Origin of the sequence: Shewanella sp. ENK2 (genome assembly GCF_043568515.1) — a bacterium.
Lineage (GTDB): Bacteria > Pseudomonadota > Gammaproteobacteria > Enterobacterales > Shewanellaceae > Shewanella > Shewanella japonica.
Window position 1 is genome coordinate 451,900 of record NZ_CP171406.1, and the last position, 25,478, is coordinate 477,377.

Here is a 25,478-nt window from a genome sequence, read left to right on the forward strand (position 1 = left end):
ATTAGCTACTTGGCACAGAGCCTGGTAATGAATTTAATCGCTCAGTTAATCCAGAGCTTTGTTGATTCAATGATGCAACGACCAAATCCATGGCATTAAACTGTTTAAATAAACGTGCTTCAAGTAACTCCATTTTCAAACTAAACGCATCACGCTGATCGTCTAAACGGCTTTTCTCACTGGTTAAACTATTATTACGGCTATCAATTAACCCACCCGTTTTAACATAACCTTCGACCATGGTATCTAATTGGCTTGCAATACCTGTGTCAGGAGTCGCAAATAATCCTTCAACTAAATCCATGTTTTCACTGATAGATTCATCTAGTTTTTCGGTATTAATTGACATTTTTCCGTATCGATCAGTTTCAATACCAATGTCATATAATGCAACGCTCTGTCCGTCAACATCGACTCGATTACTGATCATGCTTCTCATTTGGGATTCTATCGAACGAATCATTGAATCCCCTTGCAGCGCAGCGGCTTCTTCTTTTTCAGTGTCATATTTAGACATATCACTGATTGAAGTCACTAACGTATTGTATGCATCCACAAATGCTTGCACATTTTCTTTAACTAGCTCGTCATCTTGCTCTATTTTTAATGTTGAGGTTTTTGATACATCAGCATCAGTTAGCGAAAGCGTGACACCAGCAATGGCATCGGTAATTTCATTAGATTGAGAAGTAACCTTTTGACCATCAATATAGATGACGGCATTTTCCGCATTTTGAAGTGTCGTCAAATTTCCAGCGCCAAACATGTCATTTAACCCTGACCCGGCAGTATCATTCGCAGTAATTGTCACTTCATTGTCGGTACCTGGCTCATCAGAACTAAACACGATACGGCTACCATCATCACTTTTAATGATCGTTGCAGTTACACCAGAGTTGTCTGTAGCGCCATTGATTTTTTTGGCGATATCTTCAAGTGAGTCGGTGGCTTCAATATCTACTGAGAAAGCTTCACCATTAACCGATAAATCCAGGCTACCAGTTCCCACCCCTAAACTCGGGTCGGCCACATTGGCTCCAGCCACTTTATGAGAAGAAGCCAGCTGTTCTACTTGAATTTGATAACTGCCAGATTGTGCATTCTTATCGGCTGTAGCGCCAAAATAAATGCTTTCGCCAGTCGACACTTTACGAATATTAAGTGCATCTGGGTCACTCAACTTCTCTAGTGCATCTTGGAATGTCGATAATTTACTTTTCAACGAACCAATGGCTGACACTTTTGCATCTATTGTCGCTTCACTTTTATCGAATAATGCTTCTTTAGGGAGTTTTTCAGCATCGACGAGTACACCGACAATGGTGTTGATATCAAGACCTGAGCCAATACCAGTTGCTGTTAATGCCATAAATTCCTCACCTATTATTCAATAATTCTTACATTAATATTAAAGCAAAAAAACGCCTTAATTATGCCTCTGTATTAAGCAAAATCCCTGCCACTTCAGCTAATTTTTTCGACAGTTCTAACGCTTCTTCATTAGGTATTTGCCTAATGACATCACCAGAGTCAATATCCATGACACTGATCACATTTTTCCCAGAGTCATCATCCACTTTAAAGGCAAGCCCTTTACGCATTATTGACGCCATATCATTTAGGTCATCAGTAACTTCGGCTAACTCTTGATTATTTGACTCTTTATCAACATAGTCTTTAGCTTGTTGATCTGACTTTACTAACTCAGCAACTTTGGTTTTTTCTTCTGCGACCTGAGCTTTACTCTCAGTCAGTTGACGAGTCCCCATATTATCAGTAAGGGTATTTGAGGTACCAGTAAAATTGATATCCATAGCCATCTTACACCTCTTAATTAGTTTAGTACGATAATCAATATCAAAACGACAAAAGGGAGACCTAACAAGATCTCCCTTCTCTAATCATCAAAATTTAATTAACTAATCAAATTATAGAAGAGATAATGCCACTTGAGGTAACTGGTTAGCTTGTGCAAGCATCGCAGAACCTGTTTGTTGTAACACTTGGTTTTTAGTCATTTCAGCGGTTTCTTTCGCGAAATCAACATCTACAATACGTGATTTAGCATCTGCAACGTTTGCTTGTGTATTTGCACTGTTAGCGATGTTATGTGCAAGACGGTTTTGTTTCGCACCTAAATCTGCACGTTGACTATCAATTGTTTTGATAGCTGCATCAATTTTGGTAAGAGCTGAAGCTCGACCCGCAGAAGTTGCGTTAGTTAGTGAGGCAACTGATAAGCTTGTAGAGTCACTTGTTTTAACTGTAATAGTGATATCTTCGCCATCTTGGTGACCTACTTGGAAGTTTTTACCACCTGAAAAACTACCATCTAATAATTTAGTTTCACCAAATGCGGTGTTATTACCAATTTCAGTAATTTCTAGCGCAAGTTCGTCCATTTCAGCTTTAAGAGCCGCTAAATCTTCAGCACTATTTGCACCATTCTCAGATTGTACCGTTAAGTCACGCATACGCTGAAGCATGTTTGTTTGCTCTTGCATTGCGCCTTCAGAGATTTGAGCGATTGAGATTGCGTCGTTAGCGTTACGCATACCCACTTCTAAACCACGAACTTGAGAGTTCAAACGGTTCGAAATAGCTAAACCAGCCGCATCATCTTTTGCGCTGTTAATACGTAAACCACTTGATAAACGCTCCATTGAGGTTGCTAAGTTACCTGTAGAAGCATTTAAGTTCTTTTGCGCTTTCATTGATGTTACGTTTGTATTTACTGTAATAGCCATAATTTGTTTCCTCTTTATACCTGGCTTTAAAACTTGCCTGTCTCTATTGCCAGGCGGGTCTATTGGGTTACAAATACTTTAACGGCAGCAATTTAGGTTACTTTAGAATTTTTTTGAACATTTTTCGCACACAAAGTCTTAATCACATAAAATCAATAACTTAAATAAAAAAAGCCATACTTGTTATTATTTAAACAAGTATGGCTTAATTTTTAGCCCGAAAGATTTTATAAAAAGCTTTAGGGTGTTAACTTGGTGTCATTAACCTAATAATGATAGCGCCACTTGTGGTAATTGGTTAGCTTGAGCCAACATTGAGCTACCCGTTTGTTGCAACACTTGGTTTTTAGTCATTTCAGCGGTTTCTTTCGCGAAATCAACATCAACAATACGCGACTTAGCATCTGCAACGTTAGCTTGCGTATTTGCACTGTTTGCAATGTTATGTGCTAGACGGTTTTGTTTTGCACCTAAATCTGCACGTTGAGTATCAATATTTTTAATTGCGGCATCAATTTTGGTTAGCGCTGATGCACGTCCTGCTGAAGTCGCATTTGTTAATGCTGCAACAGATAGACTTGTCGCATTACTTGTTTTAACTGTAATGCTGATATCTTCACCATCTTGGTGACCAACTTGGAACGTTTTACCAGCAGAAAAGTCACCTGTTAATAATTTCGTGTCACCGAAAGCCGTACTATTACCAATCGCGGTGATTTCTTCCGCTAATTGATCCATCTCAGCTTTCAATGCTGCTAAATCGTCAGGGCTGTTTGCACCGTTTTCAGATTGAATAGTCAAATCACGCATACGCTGCAACATGTTTGTCTGTTCTTGCATCGCACCTTCTGAGATTTGCGCTATCGAAATTGCATCGTTCGCATTACGCATACCAACCTCTAACCCACGAACCTGCGAGTTCAAGCGGTTAGAAATAGCTAGACCGGCCGCATCATCTTTTGCACTGTTAATACGTAAACCACTTGATAAACGTTCCATCGAAGTACTTAAATTTTGCGTCGACGCATTTAAGTTCTTCTGTGCTTTCATAGATGTAACATTGGTATTTACTGTAATAGCCATAAATAAATCCTCATTCTTAGTTTTGTTGCCAAGACTTTGGAGCTTGGCTAAATTTTACAATTTAACGTTGGTCTTTCTTGCTTTATTTATCTTGCAAGATCTGAACGCCTTACTAGATATAATCAAACAACGAAATAGAACCGACTTTGCCGAACACACTCGACACGGCATTTAATGCCAGTTGCTGTTTTTCAAATTCAGTTATTGCTGCTGCATAGTCCAAATCTTCAAGCATGGATAATGCGCTATCATTAACGATTTTTTCTTCAGCGTGATTCGTAGAGATACTCTCTAAACTTTTCAAGCTATTGCCAGCAATACTTCTTGCTGTACTGACTTGATTTTGACCACTATCGATATTATTCAATAGCTGTGCCAACTTTGAGTTTCCTTGAGAAGTATTTGGAATAGTAGGATCTTCAAGCATCGCAATCGCTTCATTAAAGGTATCTAGAATACTGACGGTTTCTTGAGGTTCCATGGTAAAAGAGTCACCTGCGACAGGCTGACCTGACAGTTGAACTTCTATGCCGTTAAAACTTACCGGATTGCTAGGATCAAAGTTTGCAACCGTTGATACGACTGTGCCGCCCGAATCTTCAATTTGTAAATCAAGGACACCTGCGTTATCAACAAACTTAAAGGTATAGGTATCTTCTACGTGTGCGGCAGAATCAAAAATGGCCGCCTTATCAACAACAAAATCACCCTGTTGAGATGGCAAATAATTGACACCATAATCACCAAGCGGATTAGGTGCGTTCATAAACACAGTGTCACCTGGCACATTTGTTCCGATGGTAACACCCGAGGCAACGATACTTTGCCGCTCGCCACTGTCACCGCTGTAAATTATTTGACCATTATTATCAAACGCAAAAGGTGGATTATTAGTATTGTTGCCAGCAAAGATATAATTACCCGATTCGTCTTTTGTGTTGGCAATCGACATTAACTCTTCGAGACTATCTTTCATTTCATCGGCAATCATTTGCCGTTCCGATTGAGATAGGCTGCCGTTTGCGGCGCGCTGTAGTTGCTCACGCATACTACTCATAATTGTTTCTGTGCTGCCTAACTTACTTTCGCTTAATCCAAGGTGCTTTTGTGCATAGTCAATATTCTTGACGAATTGATCCACCAAGGCGTTTTTCTGTTTTAAGTTATCAACACCAATAGCTGCAACCGGATCGTCTCCCGCGGTATTGAGCCTTTTGCCACTTGCCAGTTGTTCCAAAATTTTATTGGTTGAAGACTGACCTTTAGACAGACTTAAAGTATTTTGATGAAACATTTGAGCAGTTGAAATACGCATGACTAATTCTCCTAACGAACAGAACTAAGCAATGAATCAAACATTTGCTGAGCTGTTGTCATGATCCTGGCTGAAGCTTGGTAAGATTGTTGATAACGCATTAAGTTGGCAGCTTCTTCATCTAAGTTCACTCCCGACTCACTTTGTACACGGTTATATGCTTGTAGATAAACAGCTTCATTTGATTCAAAAGACACGGCAGCGGCTTTGGTTTTGCTAGCAATATCAAGCTTACTACCTTCAAACACGCCAGCTAAGGTCGTTGTGCCGCCATTCATTAATTTTTCATCTGACAGTTTCGCCATTTCTATCGCATTGCTGTTATCTCCTTCTGCAAATGATAAATCGAAGGTATAACTGTCGGTTACGCCAGCTGTTGACGTGTCGCTAATTTCAAAATCAAAGCCATAAGGTGTACTAATTTGTGGAGGAGTAAATGCCGTTGGGCCACCAATTGCTGCGCCACTGGCGTCAAAAGCTTGATAAGTATTTGTAACGGTATCGATTTGAATAGTGATTTCACTATCAGTCACAGGGAAATTAGCATTTGCTCTATCTATGCTAGTTAACTTAACACTGGTATCACCCGAGTTAGTGGGTTCACCAGTAATTTTAGGGGCAGCTGCTGCAATACCTTTGGGATCGGTCATTTCGACACCAATACCTGCTGCGGCGCCTGCATTCGGTCTAATTTCAAACTTATCACCATCTGCAAAACCTGCTGGCACCGAGTCAATTTGGATACTGAATCCATCTGCGCCCGTTAACTGGTTATTGACAGCATCATAGGTCAAAGCTTGTACTTCACCTGTTTTAGTATCTTTTAACTCATAGGTTGAAGGGGCAGTAAACGACAGCTCATATGAACTTCCTGTCAATTCACCGACATCATCTATGTTGACTCGGATTTTGGCTGTACCAGTATTACCGTCAAATTCACCGACACGCCCAGCTGACATCAGTGGATCATTTATATCAGTAAATATATTTTGACCAATTTCACCATTTAAATCATAGCCATTTGACTGCATTTCATTGAATGCATCAGCAATACCTAACGCTAATTGACCTAATTCTTGGCCAACAGGCACTAAGGTTTCATCGCGAAATTTAAATAGCTCCCCAAGTTGACCGCCTAATTTTGATCCATCAATAACTAAACTTTGATTACCAGTGGTCGTGGTCAAACGAGATTCATTGGGATAAGGGTCTCCAGTAGTGGTACCGATTTGCATTGAAACTTCACCAGACACCAGCATCACAGAGCCGCCTAACATGACACTTTTAGCACCATTCTCAAGCGGAATAACGTTGACTTCGGAATACTCACTTAACTCTAAAATAAGTGCATCTTGTTTATCTAGTAACTGGCTGTCTGGACTTTCGCTTTTCATTAGCTCTAGATTAATGCTAGCCAGCTCATTGCTGATTTCATTGATGCGATCAGCCATCGCACCGATTTGACTATTAGTCTGTTTCATCTGTGAGTCGAGATGAGACTGCATTTGATTTAGGCTACTTGCAGCTTGTTGCGCTGCGCCAAGCATACTGTCACGCATACCGATATCGGTTGGTAAATCGGCCACACTATTAATGCTTGAGAAAAAGTCATTTAATCGATCTGGCACCATTGAACCAATTTGTGAATAGAGCTGATCCATCTCATTCATTTTGGTATAACGAGTCTCTGCGGCGCTCATTGAGGTTTGGCCTATACGCAACTCTCTGGCAGCAAAGTCATTGTAGATCCGCTTTACATCAGTAACGTAAGTACCCGTACCATAAAAGCTGTTACCAATCTTTTGGGATTCTAACGACGACTGCTCGGCAACTTGACGGTGATAGCCAATCGTATTGGCGTTAGCAATGTTATTACTGGTTACGCCCATTTGAGATTGAGCCGCCAGTACGCCTGTGCGGGCGATATTTAATAAATCAACAGCCATTAGTTAGTCTCTCCTGGTAATGCAGACTTAAGTCCATTAGTCACTGTTTCCATCACTTTTAGCACTTTCTTTGCGTATTGAGGATCAGTGGCGTAGCCAGCTTTTTGTAACTCGTTAATAAATTTTGCAGGTTCTGCAGCCACTTTTTTGGCCTCTTGGTAACGTTCACCATTGGCAATAAAAGACACAAAATCATTAAAGCTTTGTTCAATACTGTCGTACATTCTAAAGTCAGCTCTTTGTTTAACAGCCTTGCCTTGCTCATACTCCAAGGTGTTCACCGATGTCTTATCACCCTGCCAGCGAGTGTCGGCTTTAATGTTAAACAGGTTATTACTAGCCGTGCCGTCTTGACGTCTGATCATTTTCTGACCCCAGCCTGTTTCAAGTGCTGACTGAGCAAGCAACACTTCAGGTGTTGTTCCCAGAGCTTTAGCTGCTTTTTCAGCATGAGGATAAAGCGTATTAACAAAATGCGCAGGGTTGCTAAATTCGGACGGCGCTTTATTGACTGATTGCGGCAATTGATTGCCATTAGCGGCAACTGAAATGTCATTTTCGCCTGCCAGAATTTTCGCCATTGCTTGCTCATCGATCACCGAGTGATGACTGGCAAGCTGATTAACATTTACTACTGGTTCATTGGGTGTTTTTTGTGCAAATGACGTTATTGGACTGACCGCAATGTCTGCTGATTTGTTATCAAATAAACCATGTTGAATGTTTGCATCAATATCGCCACGAAGGACAGAGGCAGGCTTAAATGGTGTATCTTGAGGTGATAATTGCTGAACCATTAAATCAGCAATGCCCAGCATACCTTTATCAGACAAGTCCACTGACATTTGTTGATCACGCATGTTCTCAAAAAACTCAGTGGTTTGACTGTTCATTGGACTGTCTGATTTAAAAGCTGCGTTAGCATCACGCATGCTTTTCATCAGCATTTGAATAAAGATACCTTCAAACTGTTTAGCGACTTCTTTAAGTGCCGCTTTCTCGTCTTTCTGAGCCTGAGAACGTAATGAATCTAGTCCTCCTAGATCCAGAAAGTGCGATGAATTTGACAGCTTTTCCATAGTCGTACCGACAATATTTAGATGATGATAAGTTCACCATGCAAAGCGCCTGCCATCTTTAACGCTTCTAATATTGCAAGCACATCAGAAGGCGCTGCGCCAACCAGGTTTACTGCTCGTACTAGCTCATCTAATGTCGTACCTGGGTCAAACAAAAACATTCGACTGTCTTCTTCAGCAACATCAATGGTGCTATCTGTAGTGACAACCGTTTGACCATTTGCAAATGCATTTGGCTGCGAAACTTGCGTTGCTTCTGCAATGGTGACCGTTAATCCGCCATGCGTCACAGCTGCAGGCATTAAACGCACATTTTGGCCAACGACAATGGTGCCAGTGCGAGAGTTAACAATCACTTTCGCAGATTCATCAGCTATCTCGACTTCAACATTTTCTAATGTCGCTAAAAAGAAACTCGCTGTGATGCATCACGAGGCGCACTGACTTGAATAGAGGTTGCATCTAACGCTCTTGCCATACCTGGACCTAAAAAGTCGTTAATTGCATCTGCCATACTTTTAGCGGTAGAAAAATCTGAACGACGTAGGTTAAAAGTTAGGTGATCCCCAGTCGCAAATGGACTCATCACACTGCGTTCAACAATCGCGCCACCAGGAATACGCCCAACTGTTGGCGTATTTTGAATCACTTGCGAACCATCTAGACCTTCTGCACTGAAACCACTGACCACTAGACTACCCTGTGCAATAGCGTAAACATTGCCATCAACCCCTTTTAAAAAGGTTTGCAGTAGAGTACCACCGCGTAAGCTTTTTGCTTCACCTAAACTCGATACGGTAATGTCAATATTTTGACCGGGCTTAATAAATGCTGGCATCTCTGCATGCACCGCTACCACGGCCGCATTCTTAGTTTTAGGGTTCACATTATCAGGTAAATTAATGCCAAAGTTTTTCAGCATGGTTCTGAATGTTTGTTCAGTGTATTTGGTTTTTTCACCAGTGCCGGGCAAACCAACCACAAGGCCATAACCAATCAGTTGGTTACTACGTACACCTTGAACGTTGGCAATATCTTTAATTCGCTGCGCTTGAACTGGCGCAGAAAATACCGTTAATGCAACTGAGGCGGTAAGGGCAATGGAGATAAATAAAGATGAAATTTTCATGGCATACTCCTTAGAAAGGCCACCATTCGCTCATAAAGAATGAGCTTAACCACCCTACTTTTTGAACATCTGCAAATGTACCCGTTCCGCTATATTGAATGCGGGCATTGGCTACTCGAGTTGACTGAACTGTATTCTCAGGAGTGATATCTTGACTTCTTACCATGCCGGTAACACGAATAAATTCATCGCCATTGTTAATCGAAATCCATTTTTCACCACGGATAACCAAGTTGCCATTACTGAGCACTTGCATCACGTTAGCTGAGATACTGCCATCAAGGCTGTTAGATTGGTCAGCATCAGCTTCACGCTTGGTGTCCATCGCATCAGAATAACGTAAATCAAGTGGTACACCTTTAATCGTCACATTGCCGCCTCCAGCATAGATAGGGTCAACACTCAAATTAGAGTCTTTTTTGATTTCGTTATTGGCGCTTTTTTTAGCTTGAGTCGATTCATTTAACAGCACTGTGATAATGTCACCGACTTTATGTGCTCGTATATCTGAATATAAGCTAGACGATTGATGGTCCATGTAAATCGACCCCGTCGACACCATTTTAGTTGGTGGTGCTTCTGGATACACTGGCGCATAAAATGGATCATCAGGTATAGGTTTTTGTTGCGTTGAACTACAACCGGCAATGAAAATAACGGATGCTAACGCTAGGTATTTATTCATAATCCAGTTCCTTTCAATAACAGTTATAGGTTCTGAGTCACGTAAGACATCATCTGATCAACAGCTGATATCACTTTAGAGTTCATTTCGTAAATACGCTGACTTTGAATAAGGTTTACTAGCTCTTCAGTCACATTAACGTTTGATGTTTCTAATGCCCCTTGGCGAATAGCGCCTAGGCCATCTAAAGAAGCTGTTCCCTGAATAGGCGTTCCACTTGCGCCAGTTTCGGTATACAAGTTTTGCCCTAATGGATCTAACCCTGATGGATTAATGAAATCGCTCATGGCTAACTGTCCAACAACTGTGCTTTCTGTCGCGCCAGATAATTTTACTGATACTTCACCTTCGGCAGAGACTGTAATTGAAGTTGCATCATCAGGTATGGTGATTGACGGTTGCACGACATAACCAGAACCTGGAGTCACAATCTGGCCATTTTCATCTAAGCTAAATTGACCATTTCGGGTATAAGCAGCGGTGCCATCAGGCATCTCGACCTCAAAAAATCCAGGGCCTTCAATCATTAAATCTAAAGAGTTATCTGTGGTTAACATGTTACCTTGGGTGAACATTTTTTGAGTTGCCACGACCTTAGTACCGGCACCAATGTTCAAACCATTCGGCAGCTTAGTATTATCAGCACTTATACCACCAGCTTGATTGACTGTTTGATATAGCAAGTCTTCGAATACTGCACGGCTTTTTTGTAGCCTACGGTGCTCGCATTCGCCACGTTATTAGAAATAACTGCAATATCGGTTTGTTGGGCATCTAAGCCTGTTTTACTGATCCATAAAGCGGGATGCATAATTATTACTCCTAACTAACTCTCATTAAGGATGATGAAGCACGGTCTAGCTCTTCGGCATTTTTCATCATCTTCACTTGCATTTCGTATTGACGCTGGATATCAATTAACGCCACCATTTCTGAAACAGCGTTAACATTACTGCCTTCAACAACCCCTGTTTCGATATTCACATTAGGATCGTTCGGCGCATTTAAGCCCGAAGTCAGCCTAAATAACCCATCTTCACCACGCATCATTTCTTCATTTGATGGATTAACTAATTTAATTCGTGCCACTTCTTCAACCACATCCGCAGTTGCACCCTGAGGTCTTACAGAAATAATGCCATCAGGCGAGATTTGAACTTTGTCGATTGGTAGCGGCAAAACTATCGGTCCAGCCTCTCCCATAACAGGGTTGCCTCGACCATTAGTTAATAAGCCTGTACTGTCAAAACTTAGACTACCGGAGCGGGTATACGCTTCGCCGCCATCGGCACCTTGCACTGCAATCCAACCTTTATCTTTAATCGCAATGTCTAAATCACGACCCGTAGTTTTAATTGGGCCTGAACTAAAGTTTTGCCCAGGGCTTTCAGTCATAGAAAAGACCCGTGTCGGTAAGCCTTCCCCAAATGCTTGCATAGAGCGAGCTTGAGCCAAATCAGCTTTGAAACCATCGGTATTCGCATTGGCTAAATTATTGGCACGAACAGCCAAAGCATTCATATTTTGCTTTGCCCCACTCATGGCAACATACAGTAATTTGTCCATCTGCCGCTCCGTCAAACTTTTTACATAACTAAAGATATAACTAGAACTAGCAATGAGTGTGCCAATATATAAATTGTGAATAGAGAATGGCTAACTAAATGAAATGTATTTGAAAAGCAGGAAGTGAAAAGAAAAACAATAAAAGGCAAAAAATGAAAAGGCAAAGAGTTGCCGTTGCGGCAACTCTTTGTCAAAACAAGTCAAACTTATCGAATTTGAAGAATCGACTGATTTAACGTGTTATTCACTTCAAGTGTACGAGAGTTCGCTTGGAAGTTACGTTGTGCAGAAATCAAATCCACTAACTCAGTGGTCAAATCAACGTTAGATTGTTCAAGCGCCGATGAACGAATACTACCAAAGGTACCACTATTTGCTTCACCTGCTAGCGCTGGACCAGAATCTAAGCTGGCTTTCCAAGAAGTATTACCCACTTGGGTTAAACCTTGCTCGTTAGCAAAACGAACCAAAGCAACTCGAGCTAATGGTTCAGTCGAACCGTTACTGTAACTTGCTGTCACTAAGCCATCTTCGCCAATACCTACGTTAGTCAAACGACCGACGGTGGTACCATCTTGAGTTAACTCAGTCACTTCAAATGGAGATGCATATTGAGTTGGATTATTAAATCCAACGGTGACTTTTTGACTGCCATCAGCGCCAGGGCCTAATACGTTAGCACCATTAACACCCAGCTCAACAGTTTCAACTACCGCAGGATCTGAGCCTGTATATGCGCCCGCATCATTGAACTTTAATACCGAGCCTTTCCAACCTGATGCATTTTCAGCAAACCTTGTCGTATCAGCAACACCGTCACCAGTCGTATCAGCGCCGTATGAACCACCATTTGCTTGGTCAAGGTCAACTTGTTTTCCATCTACAGCATAGAATGCAACCCAGTTACTTTCACCGGTATAAGCCCCTTCTGTCGGCTTAACAAAATAGGTGGTCATAATGTGCGATTCACCAAGTGAGTCATAAATCGTCACTGAAGTCGATTTATTAAACGTGTCAGGATCGTTGGGATCAAAGTTAGCAGGATCTAATGGCGTTTCACCCACATCAAGGTTCATCTGTAGGCCAATATTCTCAGTTTTCACTGGGCTACCTGCCGTATCAGGGATCTTAATTGGTTGAGTCGTCGTTAAACTAACCGAGGTAGAGTTACCGTCAGCATCGACAGGGAAACCTTGTAAATAGTTACCAGCAGAATCAGTCATGTAACTTTCTGAGTTAACTTTAAATGCGCCAGCACGAGTGAATGCGTGATCTTGAACTCCCACACCTGATGATGTCACAAAGAAACCACCGCCACTTATCGCCATATCTAAAGAGTTACTAGTAAACTGTAAACTGCCTTGCTGAAATTGCTGTGCAACCTGAGTCGTTGTCGCACCGCCACCAACAGCAGTTTTGCTGTTTGAGAAAATTGAATTAGCATATACGTCAGCAAACTCGGCACGAGATTCTTTAAAGCCTACGGTGTTAACGTTAGCAATGTTATTCGCAGTGGTATTGAGATCTTTTTGAGCTGCAGAAATACCACTCAAAGCAATGTTAAACGACATAATTCACCCCTTTCCTACTCATTCTGTTTGTTTTACTGACTGCTACAGCTGCCAGCTTTAAATTTGATAAGCTAATTAACTTTCAGTGACAGCTAAGACATCTGACAACTGAATACCACCAATACCACGTAGGTTTAATATTGCTCCTGTTGTGGTGTTACCCAGTGACACGCTCGTCACATGCGCATAGGTCGATACTGCTAAATCTTCTGATTTTCCATCAATTTTGCCGTTCGCTTTTATCGCGTAATTGCCTTCAGGAGCTGGGTCGCCATTTTTATCTAGCCCATCCCATGACACATCAATGTTACCGCCAGCAGAGCCGTCAACTTCAAAGGTTTTAATAACTTGGCCACTTTCATCTTCAATACTGACTGTTATCGTATCGATAGAAGTTGGTGTACTTATCACGCCATTGACTTCTGGACTATCTGACGATATGTGCCCCGTATCAGACGGAATTAACACTTTACGGCCTACTAAACTTGAAGCCTGCAGCGCCTGACTCGAACTGGTTAAGTTATTTAAGTTGAGAATTTCTTCATTCAACTTGGCAATACCGTCAACGGTTGAGAATGATGCCATTTGCGAAATCATTTGATCGTTTTCAACAGGCTTAAATGGATCTTGCATTGATAACTGTTGACTCAATAAAGCAAAGAAATCTGATTGAGTCAGTTCCTGGCTATTAGGTTCAGGTGTTTCTGGCTCTCCTTGTAAGGCCACACTGTCTAAAAATGCATTCCCTGTACTGGCTGTTTCTTGTGTATTGGATGCAATACCAGTACTACTAGCAGATTGAGTCTGTGGTAAAGACTGACTGCTGTAAGGATTAATGAGGCTCATCTTTTACCCCCACAAAATTCATATTACTTACCCATACGAAGTGTTTGTTGCAGCATTGATTTTGCCGCATCAGCCACTTGGACATTCATTTGATAAGAACGAGATGCTGAAATCATATCCGCCATCTCTTCCATCACATTGACATTCGGTTTGTAAATAAAGCCGTCACCATCAGCCATAGGATGATCAGGAGAAAACTCCTTTAATAACGGTTTATCACTTTCAACAATGCCCTTAACACTGACACTGTGAGAACTATTTTGCTCATGGCTTGCTTTGGCCATTTCAGCTTCAAAAATCGGATGACGAGCCTTATAAGTTTGATCAACACTACTGGAAACTGAATCAGCATTGGCAATGTTACTGGCGGTAGTATTAAGTCGCACTGATTGTGCTGACATACCAGAACCCGACACATTAAAAATATTAAATAGACTCATGATTAATCACCTCTAATAGCTTTACGCATGCCTGAGAACTTGCTTTCAAGAAAACCCAGTGACATTTGATATTCCAAGGAGTTCTGCATAAAGGCCGCTTGTTCTTGTTGAGAATCAACGGTGTTGCCATCACCTGTATCTGGTTGATTAGGCACTCTAAACTTTACATTTTCCTGGCTTAACGCTTTCAAGTCGAAATGTTTGTCAGTTGTTTGACTCATCTGTAATCCACTTTGCTTAGCGCGTGCGCTGTTCATTGCTGCAGCAAAGTCGACATCTCGAGCTTTATAACCTGGCGTATTAGCATTGGCGATGTTGCTGGATAGCACTTCAGCCCGTTGTGCACGTATGCCCAAAGAGTATTGATGTATACCTAAACCATTTTCAAAATTAATCGCCATAAAATTGCCTCCACCAGCTAACTGACAGAATTAAAGCAAAGCTTATGCCAAAAAAATTAGATTATTAGAAATGAAATGATAAAAATGAAAATGCCAACGAACGCTGGCATTAATAAATAAAAATATTCAACTATTACAACAAATTATAGCTAACTCTTCTTCTGGTAATATATACCAGGGTTGCACCTAACCATATTGAACTCGTCCGTTAAACCCGAGATAGACTCTGACGCCCCTAAAAACAAAATACCGTTAGGGTTTAAAGCGGCAGCAAATTGCCGCAATATTTTTGCTTTTGCCTCTGGGGCAAAATAAATCAGAACATTACGGCAAAAAATAATATCAAACTTTCCTAAAAGGCTATAACTTTCAAGAAGATTGTGTGCCCTAAAGTTTACCAAACGCTTCACATTATCTTTCACTTTCATGTTACCAGAAGGCAAAGGATCAAAAAATTGGCGCTTACGCTCAGGTGATAACCCTCTAGCTAGGGCTAAACTATCGTATTCAGCATTTTTACAACGCTCAAGCATTGACGGAGATAAATCTGTCGCTTGAATGGTTGCATTTCCAGGTAATGCGCCTGGTTTACGTTGCTGGTATTCCAAAATCGTCATCGCGAGTGAATAAGGCTCTTGCCCTGAAGAACAAGCAGCAGACCAAATTTTTAACGGTCTTCCTAAGCGACTGTATTCAGGTAATAACGCATTATTGAGCAACTCGAACGGATATTTGTCCCTAAACCACAAGGTCTCATTCGTTGTCATTGCATCAATGACTTCCGCCCTTAAATGCCTTTCCGTTGGCTTCATCGACCTTTTAACTACTTCTGATAATGACGGCAAATCATATTTACCCATCAAAGGAGCTAATCGGCTTCTTACTAAATATTGCTTGTTGTCACCTAATACAATGCCGCTGTGCTGTTCTAAAAAGAGCTTAAACTGATTATATTCTGCTTCAGCGAGTGATTTATTCGTCACATTTACATCCTATTATAAGAAATGACACTAGCGTCACTTCAGAGTGAACAGGTTACTTTTATTAACTTATCACGACTATCGACAAGCACAACGTATTGCTCACAATAACTGTCTGACTATCTATTTAATCATAGTCAGACTTATCAATATTGCTTATAAAATTAGGTGTTTATTTACAGCAGATGCTAATTCATCTGGATTAAACTTGGCGATAAAGTCATTGGCACCCACTTTCTCAACCATTGCTTGGTTAAATACACCACTAAGGGATGTATGAAGTACCACTTTAATGTCTTTCAACTTAGGATCGTCTCTAATTTCAGCCGTTAAGGTATAACCATCCATTTCTGGCATTTCGATATCCGAAATAATCAAAGGAATTTCGTCAGCAACATTATCCATCTCAGTCGCAATCGCTTTAAGCTTTTCTAGCGCATCTTTACCATCAATGGCGGTATCAATTTGCAAATTAAGCGACTCAAGCGAACGAATAATTTGTTTACGGGCCACTGCAGAATCATCAATGACCATGATGTGATAATGCTGGTCACGATCAATGGTTAACGCTTCATTAGCTTCTTCACTTATTTCAGTCTTAACAGGTGATATCTCGTCTAAGATTTTTTCAACATCTAAAATCTCAACCAATTCACCTTCGATTTCAGTTACCGCAGTTAAATAAGAGTTACGCCCAGCCCCTTGTGGTGGTGGCATAATCGATTCCCAGTTCATATTGATAATACGTTCAACTGAACTGACTAGGAACCCTTGAATACTTCGGTTGTATTCAGCAATGATAATAAAACAATTCTCTGTCGATGTAAGAGGACGACCACCTGTTGCAGCACTCAAATCAATCACAGAGATGGTTGAACCACGGATATGGGCAATACCTTTAATCAGCGGACTCAAACGAGGTAATGTCGTTAACGGAGGACATTGCAGCACTTCTTTTACTTTAAATACGTTAATGCCAAAACGCTGACGTCCATTCAACTTAAATAGTAACAACTCTAATCTGTTTTGACCTACAAGCTGCGTACGTTTATTAACTGACTCAAGAATACTCGACATAACCCTGCCTTGTTTTATTTATACTGCCCCTAAGGACTTTATTACTTATGACTTAAAGCGACCATAAGCCATATTTGTCAAATTGTAGCATACGCTGCAATTATTTATGTCACGATGACTATCGCATTTAGGTAATAGGCATACTTATTGCTTATTTAAACCGTATCGGTGCTTTCAGGCGAAAAAGTCAAACTTATGACTCTTTATTTACCCGATAACCATTTGTCCAAAATCAAAGCGTTGTTAGCTTAACTTAAAAGTATAGAGGTATTCTGGCCACCACCGCTAGAAACAAGATATGAAGAAAAACACATTACTGTTATTGCTCATTCTTTGCATTCATTTACCGGCTTTTGCCAGTGAACAAAGCACTATTACCTATACTTTATCGACCATCACCGAGCTAGCTAAAGAGACAGTTGCAAAAAAAATTGCAACCAGTCCAAATGCCAACCCCAATGCGAGAGTGAATATCATTCCCCAAAGCTTAGAAGGAAGGTTAACGCCACCCGCTTGTTACCCTCCTCTTTCTGTTGCTATGGCAAGCGACCGACCGATTAACCGAACCAATACCGTTAAAATTAGCTGCATCAGCCCAGACTACGATTACCCTTGGCAAATGTACTTATCGGTTAAAGTCGAAGTCATGTACCCCGTCGTCACCGCAATTGGCATCATTGAAAAAGGTGAGCTCATCACTCCTGAAGCCATCGAAATTAATTACGTTGACCAACACAGTATCCGAGGACAGTTTTTCTCAAACACAAGCAACATAATCGGCACCCGCTCTAAAAGACGTGTCGCAGCTAAAGCCCCATTGCTGAATAATAACCTATGTTTTGTCTGTAAGGGGGATTCGGTATCCATTTACGCAAAAACAAATAGCTTTGAAATAAAAACAGCTGGTGAAGCACTAAGAGATGGCAATATAGGCGATGCAATAAGAGTCAGAAATGCCAACTCAAACAGACGATTAGATGTCATTGTCACCGGAGTTGGCGAAGTTGAAGTTAGGATGTAAAATATTCCTAAAGTTTTTTCCAACAGGGTCGATAGCCTGTTAGGAAAACCATAAATTACGCTGGAGCCTAAAATGGCAATTGATATTAACAATCTTAAAACAGCATCACATACTCAGTTGCGTACTAATCGTGACTCAGGTGCTGCCCCAAAAGCTGCCGAGTCAGCTGGGCAACAGGCTGCACCTATTAAAAGTGATTCGGTCAGCATTACCTCGCAAGCACAGCAGCTGCAAGGAGCCCAAACTAACATGGCATCTTTACCTGAAATTGATCAAAGCAAAGTTGATGCAATAAAGTCAGCCATTTCAGAGGGACGTTATAAAGTCGACCCTGAAAAATTAGCGGCGAATATTGCAAGCTTTGAAGCTGACATGAGCGGACTAAATTTCGACCAAGAGTAGCGTCATACCTGCTCTTGGATAAACAATCATCATCGCATTACGCCTTGTCGTTATGATGTGGGTTTTTATAAAGAGTAAATTATGAATGAATTACTACAGCTGTTATCTTTTCAGCACGGCACTTTGTCGTCGCTGAAAAAACTTGTATCTGCAGAAAAGCAGGCCTTAGCAGATCAAGATGCCGACACCTTGCTAGCACTTGCACGCGAAAAAGTGGAGTGTTTGAATACGCTTCAACAAAATGATGAGAAATTAGCTAATCATCCTGATAAATCTTTGCTCAATTCAGAGCCTAAACTCATTGAGAAAGTCGCTGAAGCTAAAACCATTCTCGAAGAGTGTAAAGACATCAATAATCAAAATGCTAGCTTAATCGAACTGAATATCGCGAGCTTAAACCGCTTTTCTCAAGCCATGCAAATGAGTAGAAATGCCACCAGTTTAACTTATAACGACAAAGGCCGAACGTCGACAATTTCATCTTTAGGCCAAAACCTCAAAGCCTAAAACTAATATCGATTTAAGCCATGTAGTCAGTTCATCCAAGGTCAACTGCAATCTCTCCAATGGCAAATCAGAATCGCTAATGCTAATGCTAATGACAAACATAAAAAAACCGCCTTTATTGGCGGTTTTTATATCTGTCGGAATTTACATTAAAAGTATGTCACTTCTTTTACACGACGGGGGCGGTTTTGTTGCTGATAAAGATCCCACACCTGAGCAAAATCCAGCTCTAACTCAGTCACATACATATCACCCGCAGGATAGCTTTTAACTACTTTCGCGCCTTTAATCATTCCTGACACATTGGCAGAAACGGTTTCGTTATTGAGCATCCAGTCGCTCATTTGACTATGAGCATCAATCTGTTGACCATATACCTGCTCTGCTAATTCTCGATATGCCGCGATTTTTGACGCTTGCATGGCCATTAGAACTTTATGTGACTGCTCTTTCGCAGGCTGAGTCGCTAAAGGCGCATAACCAATTGCAGTTAACTTAGGGAACTGATCTGGCGCTTCTGTTTCCCATTGCACATATTTATCATTACTTGCACAACCACTTATCGAGATTGCCAATAATGAAACCAATAGAACAACTAACTTATTCATAATTTCGCTCCCAATACTACGGCATTACCTTGACCAGACGCTTCATGGCGAAAAAGCAATCCATCTTGAAAAATGACTTGATTTGAAGGTGATAAATAGCCAGGTAGACTATTCATATTCACAAAAGTTTGCACTGCTGACACCACCCGATTATTAGTCACGTTAACAATTCTTGCATTAAGAACTAAGCCCATTGGTGTGGTATCCATAGTCGAAACGACAACATGAGAGACAGGCAAATCAGACGGAAGTAACTTCCAATCTCGACTTAAAATAAACTCGCCCTGCTCAGTTGAACGTAATGCATTCGCCACGTTTAAATCGACCAAGTTAAATTCATGACTATGAAAAGCGGCAACAAAACCTTGCTGTAACTGTAAGCCTAAAGCATCCGTTTTGCTGTAATCACTGGTATTAACCGGAGTGGTTACAAGTAAAGGTTGGTCAGAGCGTAAACTGTCATTTTGTAATACCAATTCATTTACGACTTTTTCAGCCAATATATTCACATGTGATTTAGGGGCTAGACCGGCTTTAGTAATGTCATATTGTAAAGGCGCAGGCTGCACTTCAGGTTCATCACTAAACCAAAAGCTAGTTTCAATAGGCTTTTCTACATAAGCTAACTCATTTGTCGACACAGGCGGCTCGCTAGCGCAAGCAGCCGCTAGCAACGCAATGGGAAAAATGATTAAACGGCTCATGGCTTATTCCTTATTACAATGACGTCTCAGCATTGATGTGATGTTAGGTTCAGTAATGTTGCCGCTAACTGGCTTTAGGCCCAATCAGAGCACACATTAAACACACTATAGATAGTGTATCGACCACACATTCAAAACCTTTACCTTGAAATGAAGAATTTATCTCCATCTGTTCACTGCTAAAAGCTCATACAGGCATGGTTTTTGCTTTTATTATGATAATTAATTTAAGTCGTGCTAAACCGTCATAGAGTTGGCACCCTTTTTCTTCGATATTGTGAAAAGCGAACATGAACATGCCAAACGTTAGCTCTAAATATTTGACTATTATCATGCTGGTTATTCTTTCAGCTTGTTTCAGTCACTCTGTATTAGCGCAAAGAGTTGAAGTGTCAGGAAAAGCCAAAATTATTGACGGCAATATAGATAAAGCCCGCGAGGATGCGATTAATCAAGCATTAAACTATGCCAGCTTAAAAGCGGGTGTAAACTTTAATAGCCAGCAAAGTATTAATCAGGGCAACTTAACTCAAGATGCATTTCAAATAAAACGCATGGGTCAAGCTAACGATATTGAGCTCGTGTCTGAAATCATCAGCGCATCAGATATCACGGTTATGTTGCGGCTCAATCTTGAGTCTAAACCCCGAGCACAGCAATGCCACAGCCAACAATTAAAAGCGGCAATAATGATCCCTCAAGCCATCATGCGTGACCGCTCACAACTTCGATACGGACAACTTGCTAACTTTGAACAAGCTTTATCACAGCAGTTTGGCAATTTATTAAATAATGGCTCTGACTACAGTTTTGCTCGTATGCACGCCGAGGAGAAGCTTGACCATACCAACCAACTCATCAACTTCAAAGGCCAACGCATACCAAGCTGGCTTGGCGAAATAACCGACAGCCAATATATCTTACAACCTGAAATCCTGGATATTTCAATTGAGCCATACTCGAGTTCTTTATTTGGATTATGGGATGAGACACCTTTAAGGCAAATTAATTTACGGTTTACCATGTTCCATGGCATTAGTGGTGAAAAAGTGTGGAGCAAAGACTATCAAGCAGAAGCTGAGTGGGATTTTGAACGAGATGAAACCGTGTCACCTTCAACCCAACGGTTTTGGGGCTCAACTTATGGTCAAACTATGAATCAGCTTTTACAACAAAGCACTCAAGATATTGATAATTTACTAAATTGTCGACCTTTACTCGGTCAAATCGTTGCTAAGCAAGGTAATAGAATCATCATTAATTTAGGCCGTCGAAATAACGTCAAAATGGGTGATAGCTTCCAAATCGTGTTACAACAAAATATTCCTGATAGAGTGAATTTAATGCGAGCTGTTGCGACTAAAAATAGAGCCACGGTCACAATAGAACAAGTTTCAGAAGAAAGCGCCACAGCCTTACTAGAAGGTATTGAAAGCTCTGGCAACATACAGATCCAAGATATTGTGATTAAGATTTAAAAATCAGTGAACGTGAATCGATAAAACATATACCAATAAACAAGAAGGTTTTACTTACAATGGCTACATCACACTCAGTTTTTAATAATCAGTTCGCCATTAGTCAATTTGATGAGTACTACTTGCCCTGCATCAACAGGAATACCTTTGAAAAAGAAGACTCTATAACCGCTTTTAAAAAGAAGTATAAACACGATATTTTTAAGGAAGATACATTACACGTCATTCTAGGTCTCGATTCTGGCTTATTGGTTAATTATATTCTTGAGTCTCCACAGGTAGCAGGAAGTAAATACATTTTTGTAGAGCTACCAGAAGTCATGTCGATGTTAAATATTGATATACCAGAGGAGCAGCAACACTACCTTAAAGTGCTAAGTCTTGAAGAACTTAATGAACATATAGAATCGGGCGAAGATGATTTATTCCTTATAAAAGATCAAATCGCCATTACACTCTCATTAGCCGCCTCTGCAGGCGTGGTTGAAGAATATTCAGGCTACTACAGCCAAATTTATAAGTTAATAAAACAACAAACCACCTCACATAAAGCAAATTTTACTCAAAAGTCATTCTTTGTAGAACAATTTTTCAATGTTGTCGAAAATAATCAACCAGCTTCGATATTGAAAAATCAATTTGCAGGTAAAACTGCAATAGTGATTGGTGGCGGCCCATCACTTGATGAACATATTGATTGGATTAAAGTTAATTATGAACAGCTTTTCATTCTTACCGTATCAAGGTTCGCATCAAAATTGTCGGCTGCTGGGATCCCAGCTCATATTATTGTTTCGGTAGATCCTCAAGATACAAGTTTTGAGGTTAACCGCGATATGATGAGCCTCGCAAATGAAAGCCTGTTTATTAACTCACATCATGTCAATCATCGAATCATTGCTCAGTGGAATGGAAAATCATTGTTCTTAGGCAATCGATTCCCATGGGAAGAAACTAACAACATTCTTACCATTGGTCCTACGGTAACCAATAGTGCTGTCAGAGTGGCAATTGAAATGGGCTTTAAACAAGTGCTTTTAAGCGGTGTTGATTTATGTCACTCCTCTGCAGGGGTCACTCATGCAAAAGGAAGCGTTGAAGCCAGTGCCGGAAGTAATAACAGTATTATTCATGAGTGGGTAGAAACCTACTCAGGTAGCATTGCTGAAACGCCCATTCAATTGATACATGCAGCACTCGCGCTAAAAGAAGAAGCTGAGACTTACCCTAATGTTGAAATCGTTAACCTATCTATAAATGCAGCTAAAATTCAAGGTATTACCCATATACCAAAAGAACAAGTTTCAATTGTTTCAGCTGATTGCAATCCAAGTCAGTTACTCGAAACGGTTCCATCTGCTAGTGAAAACAAACAAGAAAAATTACAACTTATTCAAACTGAATTATCTGCTGCTAACGAGGCTTTTAAAGCAATAAGCAAGCTGGCTATCAAAGCCTTACACATTAATAATGAAGCTAAAAAATTGAAACAGCACTCTGCAGCGTTTCAAGCTAAAGCGAGTGAAATCGATAAAATTGAGCAAAAAATAAATAAGAAATTTCCAAAATATAATATGTCGATAAAGGTATTCGGCTATTTTGAGTTTACGCAATTTCTGACAACAAAGAAGACTCAGGATTGGTCCTTTAAACAAATGAATACAATGACTCATTTGTACTATAGTGCTTATCAAATCATTACTAAACAGCTTCAAGAGTTAACTGAGACCGCGCTAGATATTGTCAAATTAAGACGTGAAGAAATAAGCGACACACCATCAATAGAATTGATTACCGAAGGCTGGAAAAAGCACAACCAACCGGGACGAGTCAATATTTTTCAAGCAATGCTCGACAACACTGTCGCTAGCTCTTTGACACCAAATGAAAAATCCAAACTAAAATCAGCAAGTGACAGCTATCAAGAACAACTTACAAGCTTTGCTCATCCATACTTTTCGATGAAGAAAAAGAACCAAAATTTAGACAATACATTAGCCAAAATTTTAGATTTGAAACAACATAAGAATATCGATGGTTTAACACTACTCACTAACAATATAGAGCCATTAATTGCCAATGATACGTTTGCACATAGGTTATTCCATCTCGCGTTGCATTATGTACATTTTTTAGAAAATAACTTTGATGCAGCTTTAACTGCGTTACTGGAAATTGAACCCACAAGCCGAACTGAAGTCGAATTAAAGCAGCAGTTATTGCTGGCGCTTAAACTACACAAAATTGACTTAGCTGAAGAAACAATAACGTCTTTGGCTCAGTACAGTGACGAATATTACCCTCAGCATGCCCACATATTGTCCTTACAAGGTAAAAACCAGCAAGCATTGGATTTGTATTTAAATTATTTAGACAAATACCCTACTGACGAAAGTACATTGATTAAACTCGGCGTCTTTTTAGCAGGGCTTGGGCAAATCGAAGGAGCTAAATCAGCTTTCGATAATGTGATGCAAATCAATCCTGATAATGTCACCGCTAGAAACTACCTAAATCAGTTAGCAACAGGTAATGCATCTTAAAAGTCTATGATGTTGAAACTATGCGTTAGTTGACGATTAAAGGTCAACTAACTCAACTGCTTAACTATTAAGCATTTAAATTTGAAGCCTTTTAATCATATTAAAAGCTTGTATAATTGCCCTGTCTCCCTATAGCTCAACAGGATAGAGCAGTCGCCTCCTAAGCGATCGATCAGGGTTCGAGTCCTTGTGGGGAGACCATAACATCTTATTAAGATGCCAATAACTCCCCGCTCTAACTCTTATGTGAACTTTACTTATAAAGACTTAACCCAAACTCTTGTGTTTATAGAGTCGTAATTCTGAATTAAATCCGTCTACCGTTTCAAACCCAAATGGATGAACATTCGTTGATACCAACTGATAATCAGGTAAAAAGGTATCGTAATCATCACCTTTGATTTGCTCTTTAACCCCTGCATGGCTGCCATCTGTTGCCAATTGTTTTCCTTCACGTAGATTTCGTAAAAGCACGTATTTACAGTTGAGTCTGGCAACATGTTCAAGATAGTTCTTAACAATATCAGGCTCCATTTCTTGAAAAGAAATAAAGTTAACGAACAAGTCTAAATCGCCGCTCACCTGAGGCAATTGCCATGGACACAAAACGGCCCCTTTATAACGTTCAGAAAGGTTAGGTAAAGATGGTTCTTGCATCGATTTAACCGTTTGATAATCAGCAATATTATCTTTTCCAAAATGCGTTTGGAGGTAGTAAGTCGAAAATAAGCAGGTCGGTGCAATATCAACATTCATATAGAATGTGTTGTTACGGCTATCGCTTAATAAAATCTCGCCGAGGGATCCAAAACCACCACCGATTTCAAGCACTGTATTAATTGGGACATCTTTAATTTGCTGTTTAAGGAAATTAAGACCCAATAAATAATTCAAACTAGAGCGACTAAACTTACGGTTTTCGAACTCAAAATGTTCAATTGGTGTACCTACCGAGCTTTCACTGAACTTATCAGTAAACGGCTGTTTGTTACTCTCACTTGCTTTATACACTCTAAAATCACTTCTCGCATGGCTTTCACCCGACAAGAAATCCTGCATAGATAGAATTGCTTTTTGATCTCCCGCTAACTGAGTTTCGCAAACTCCGACCAAGTCTTGATACTTTTCAGGACGCGTCGCCCAACCATGAAATTTATAGGTTGGTACAAAAAACGATAATGCACTCTTAAGACTTCGGAAATTTTCAATACCATGAGTTTCAATATCTTGCTGCAAGCCATTAGCACCAAATTGCCAAAAGCTGGTTGGCAAATATTTGGAATCAACTTGCTTCATATCTTTACTGATTATTTCAATTTGTTCAGTCCACATGGAACATCACCCTTTCAT

General features: G+C 40.3%; 23 protein-coding genes, 1 tRNA gene and 2 pseudogenes. 6 read left to right on the forward strand and 20 right to left on the reverse strand.

Annotated features, from left to right (window positions below):
- Nucleotide 1 precedes the first annotated feature (1 nt).
- The 17 genes and pseudogenes from fliD to ACGEDC_RS02230 form a co-directional block, all read right to left on the reverse strand.
- A complete protein-coding gene (gene fliD, locus ACGEDC_RS02150) occupies nucleotides 2-1,369 on the reverse strand; it encodes a flagellar filament capping protein FliD (RefSeq protein ID WP_055025036.1) in 1,368 nt (455 codons plus the stop codon).
- 61 nt (nucleotides 1,370-1,430) lie between these two features.
- On the reverse strand, nucleotides 1,431-1,814 hold the full coding sequence (locus ACGEDC_RS02155) for a flagellar protein FlaG (protein WP_119969042.1): 384 nt from the start codon (nucleotides 1,812-1,814) through the stop codon (nucleotides 1,431-1,433).
- Nucleotides 1,815-1,928: 114 nt separating this feature from the next.
- Complete coding sequence (locus ACGEDC_RS02160; RefSeq protein WP_394496157.1) at nucleotides 1,929-2,747, reverse strand: flagellin; 819 nt, start codon at nucleotides 2,745-2,747, stop codon at nucleotides 1,929-1,931.
- 261 nt (nucleotides 2,748-3,008) lie between these two features.
- The gene (locus ACGEDC_RS02165) at nucleotides 3,009-3,830 is read right to left on the reverse strand and encodes a flagellin (protein ID WP_065108534.1); all 822 of its coding nucleotides are present in this window, start codon (nucleotides 3,828-3,830) and stop codon (nucleotides 3,009-3,011) included.
- A 112-nt stretch (nucleotides 3,831-3,942) separates the two neighbouring features.
- On the reverse strand, nucleotides 3,943-5,145 hold the full coding sequence (gene flgL / locus ACGEDC_RS02170) for a flagellar hook-associated protein FlgL (protein WP_055025040.1): 1,203 nt from the start codon (nucleotides 5,143-5,145) through the stop codon (nucleotides 3,943-3,945).
- An 11-nt stretch (nucleotides 5,146-5,156) separates the two neighbouring features.
- Nucleotides 5,157-7,091: a flagellar hook-associated protein FlgK gene (gene flgK, locus ACGEDC_RS02175; RefSeq protein WP_394496161.1), complete on the reverse strand. Its 1,935-nt coding sequence runs from the start codon at nucleotides 7,089-7,091 to the stop codon at nucleotides 5,157-5,159.
- Entirely contained in the window at nucleotides 7,091-8,170 is a 1,080-nt protein-coding gene (flgJ, locus tag ACGEDC_RS02180) for a flagellar assembly peptidoglycan hydrolase FlgJ (RefSeq protein WP_119969001.1), read from the reverse strand. The genes flgK and flgJ overlap by 1 nt, the downstream gene beginning before the upstream one ends.
- Nucleotides 8,171-8,187: 17 nt before the next feature.
- A pseudogene (locus tag ACGEDC_RS02185) lies at nucleotides 8,188-9,299 on the reverse strand (flagellar basal body P-ring protein FlgI).
- A 10-nt stretch (nucleotides 9,300-9,309) separates the two neighbouring features.
- Nucleotides 9,310-9,984, reverse strand: a complete 675-nt coding sequence (gene flgH, locus ACGEDC_RS02190) for a flagellar basal body L-ring protein FlgH (protein ID WP_055025043.1) — start codon at nucleotides 9,982-9,984, stop codon at nucleotides 9,310-9,312.
- Nucleotides 9,985-10,007: 23 nt separating this feature from the next.
- Nucleotides 10,008-10,795: pseudogene (gene flgG, locus ACGEDC_RS02195) on the reverse strand (flagellar basal-body rod protein FlgG).
- Nucleotides 10,796-10,806: 11 nt separating this feature from the next.
- A complete protein-coding gene (gene flgF / locus ACGEDC_RS02200; protein ID WP_394496164.1) occupies nucleotides 10,807-11,550 on the reverse strand; it encodes a flagellar basal-body rod protein FlgF in 744 nt (247 codons plus the stop codon).
- A 206-nt stretch (nucleotides 11,551-11,756) separates the two neighbouring features.
- On the reverse strand, nucleotides 11,757-13,121 hold the full coding sequence (gene flgE, locus ACGEDC_RS02205) for a flagellar hook protein FlgE (protein WP_055025046.1): 1,365 nt from the start codon (nucleotides 13,119-13,121) through the stop codon (nucleotides 11,757-11,759).
- Nucleotides 13,122-13,196: 75 nt separating this feature from the next.
- A complete protein-coding gene (gene flgD, locus ACGEDC_RS02210; RefSeq protein ID WP_055025047.1) occupies nucleotides 13,197-13,967 on the reverse strand; it encodes a flagellar hook assembly protein FlgD in 771 nt (256 codons plus the stop codon).
- A 23-nt stretch (nucleotides 13,968-13,990) separates the two neighbouring features.
- A complete protein-coding gene (gene flgC / locus ACGEDC_RS02215) occupies nucleotides 13,991-14,407 on the reverse strand; it encodes a flagellar basal body rod protein FlgC (RefSeq protein WP_055025048.1) in 417 nt (138 codons plus the stop codon).
- Nucleotides 14,408-14,409: 2 nt separating this feature from the next.
- Nucleotides 14,410-14,808 carry a flagellar basal body rod protein FlgB gene (gene flgB / locus ACGEDC_RS02220; RefSeq protein ID WP_065108539.1) on the reverse strand — a complete coding sequence of 133 codons (399 nt, stop codon included), beginning with the start codon at nucleotides 14,806-14,808 and terminating at the stop codon, nucleotides 14,410-14,412.
- A gap of 149 nt (nucleotides 14,809-14,957) precedes the next feature.
- Nucleotides 14,958-15,791, reverse strand: coding sequence for a CheR family methyltransferase (locus tag ACGEDC_RS02225; RefSeq protein WP_055025050.1), 834 nt, complete (start codon nucleotides 15,789-15,791; stop codon nucleotides 14,958-14,960).
- Nucleotides 15,792-15,944: 153 nt separating this feature from the next.
- On the reverse strand, nucleotides 15,945-16,865 hold the full coding sequence (locus tag ACGEDC_RS02230; protein ID WP_055025051.1) for a chemotaxis protein CheV: 921 nt from the start codon (nucleotides 16,863-16,865) through the stop codon (nucleotides 15,945-15,947).
- 298 nt (nucleotides 16,866-17,163) lie between these two features.
- On the opposite strand from ACGEDC_RS02230, the gene flgA reads away from it, so the two are divergent.
- From flgA to ACGEDC_RS02245, 3 genes are all read left to right on the forward strand, one after another.
- A complete protein-coding gene (gene flgA / locus ACGEDC_RS02235) occupies nucleotides 17,164-17,886 on the forward strand; it encodes a flagellar basal body P-ring formation chaperone FlgA (protein ID WP_394496170.1) in 723 nt (240 codons plus the stop codon).
- Between the two features lie 72 nt (nucleotides 17,887-17,958).
- Nucleotides 17,959-18,288, forward strand: a complete 330-nt coding sequence (flgM, locus tag ACGEDC_RS02240; RefSeq protein WP_055025053.1) for a flagellar biosynthesis anti-sigma factor FlgM — start codon at nucleotides 17,959-17,961, stop codon at nucleotides 18,286-18,288.
- Between the two features lie 81 nt (nucleotides 18,289-18,369).
- Nucleotides 18,370-18,795 carry a flagella synthesis protein FlgN gene (locus tag ACGEDC_RS02245; RefSeq protein ID WP_055025054.1) on the forward strand — a complete coding sequence of 142 codons (426 nt, stop codon included), beginning with the start codon at nucleotides 18,370-18,372 and terminating at the stop codon, nucleotides 18,793-18,795.
- Between the two features lie 149 nt (nucleotides 18,796-18,944).
- Here ACGEDC_RS02245 and ACGEDC_RS02250 read toward each other — a convergent pair whose 3' ends face one another.
- Both ACGEDC_RS02250 and ACGEDC_RS02255 read right to left on the reverse strand, forming a co-directional pair.
- Entirely contained in the window at nucleotides 18,945-19,403 is a 459-nt protein-coding gene (locus ACGEDC_RS02250; RefSeq protein WP_065108543.1) for an LPP20 family lipoprotein, read from the reverse strand.
- Nucleotides 19,400-20,107 (reverse strand): FlgO family outer membrane protein, encoded by a 708-nt coding sequence (locus ACGEDC_RS02255; RefSeq protein ID WP_394496173.1) that lies wholly within the window; start codon nucleotides 20,105-20,107, stop codon nucleotides 19,400-19,402. Before ACGEDC_RS02255 ends, ACGEDC_RS02250 begins: the two co-directional genes overlap by 4 nt.
- 296 nt (nucleotides 20,108-20,403) lie before the next feature.
- On the opposite strand from ACGEDC_RS02255, the gene ACGEDC_RS02260 reads away from it, so the two are divergent.
- From ACGEDC_RS02260 to ACGEDC_RS02270, 3 genes are all read left to right on the forward strand, one after another.
- Nucleotides 20,404-21,585: a flagellar assembly protein T N-terminal domain-containing protein gene (locus ACGEDC_RS02260; RefSeq protein WP_394496175.1), complete on the forward strand. Its 1,182-nt coding sequence runs from the start codon at nucleotides 20,404-20,406 to the stop codon at nucleotides 21,583-21,585.
- Nucleotides 21,586-21,644: 59 nt separating this feature from the next.
- Nucleotides 21,645-24,128: a 6-hydroxymethylpterin diphosphokinase MptE-like protein gene (locus ACGEDC_RS02265; RefSeq protein ID WP_394496177.1), complete on the forward strand. Its 2,484-nt coding sequence runs from the start codon at nucleotides 21,645-21,647 to the stop codon at nucleotides 24,126-24,128.
- Between the two features lie 125 nt (nucleotides 24,129-24,253).
- Nucleotides 24,254-24,329 (forward strand) — tRNA-Arg (locus ACGEDC_RS02270).
- A gap of 66 nt (nucleotides 24,330-24,395) precedes the next feature.
- Here the strand turns inward: ACGEDC_RS02270 and ACGEDC_RS02275 are convergent.
- Complete coding sequence (locus tag ACGEDC_RS02275; RefSeq protein ID WP_080916268.1) at nucleotides 24,396-25,460, reverse strand: putative sugar O-methyltransferase; 1,065 nt, start codon at nucleotides 25,458-25,460, stop codon at nucleotides 24,396-24,398.
- Nucleotides 25,461-25,478: the final 18 nt, after the last annotated feature.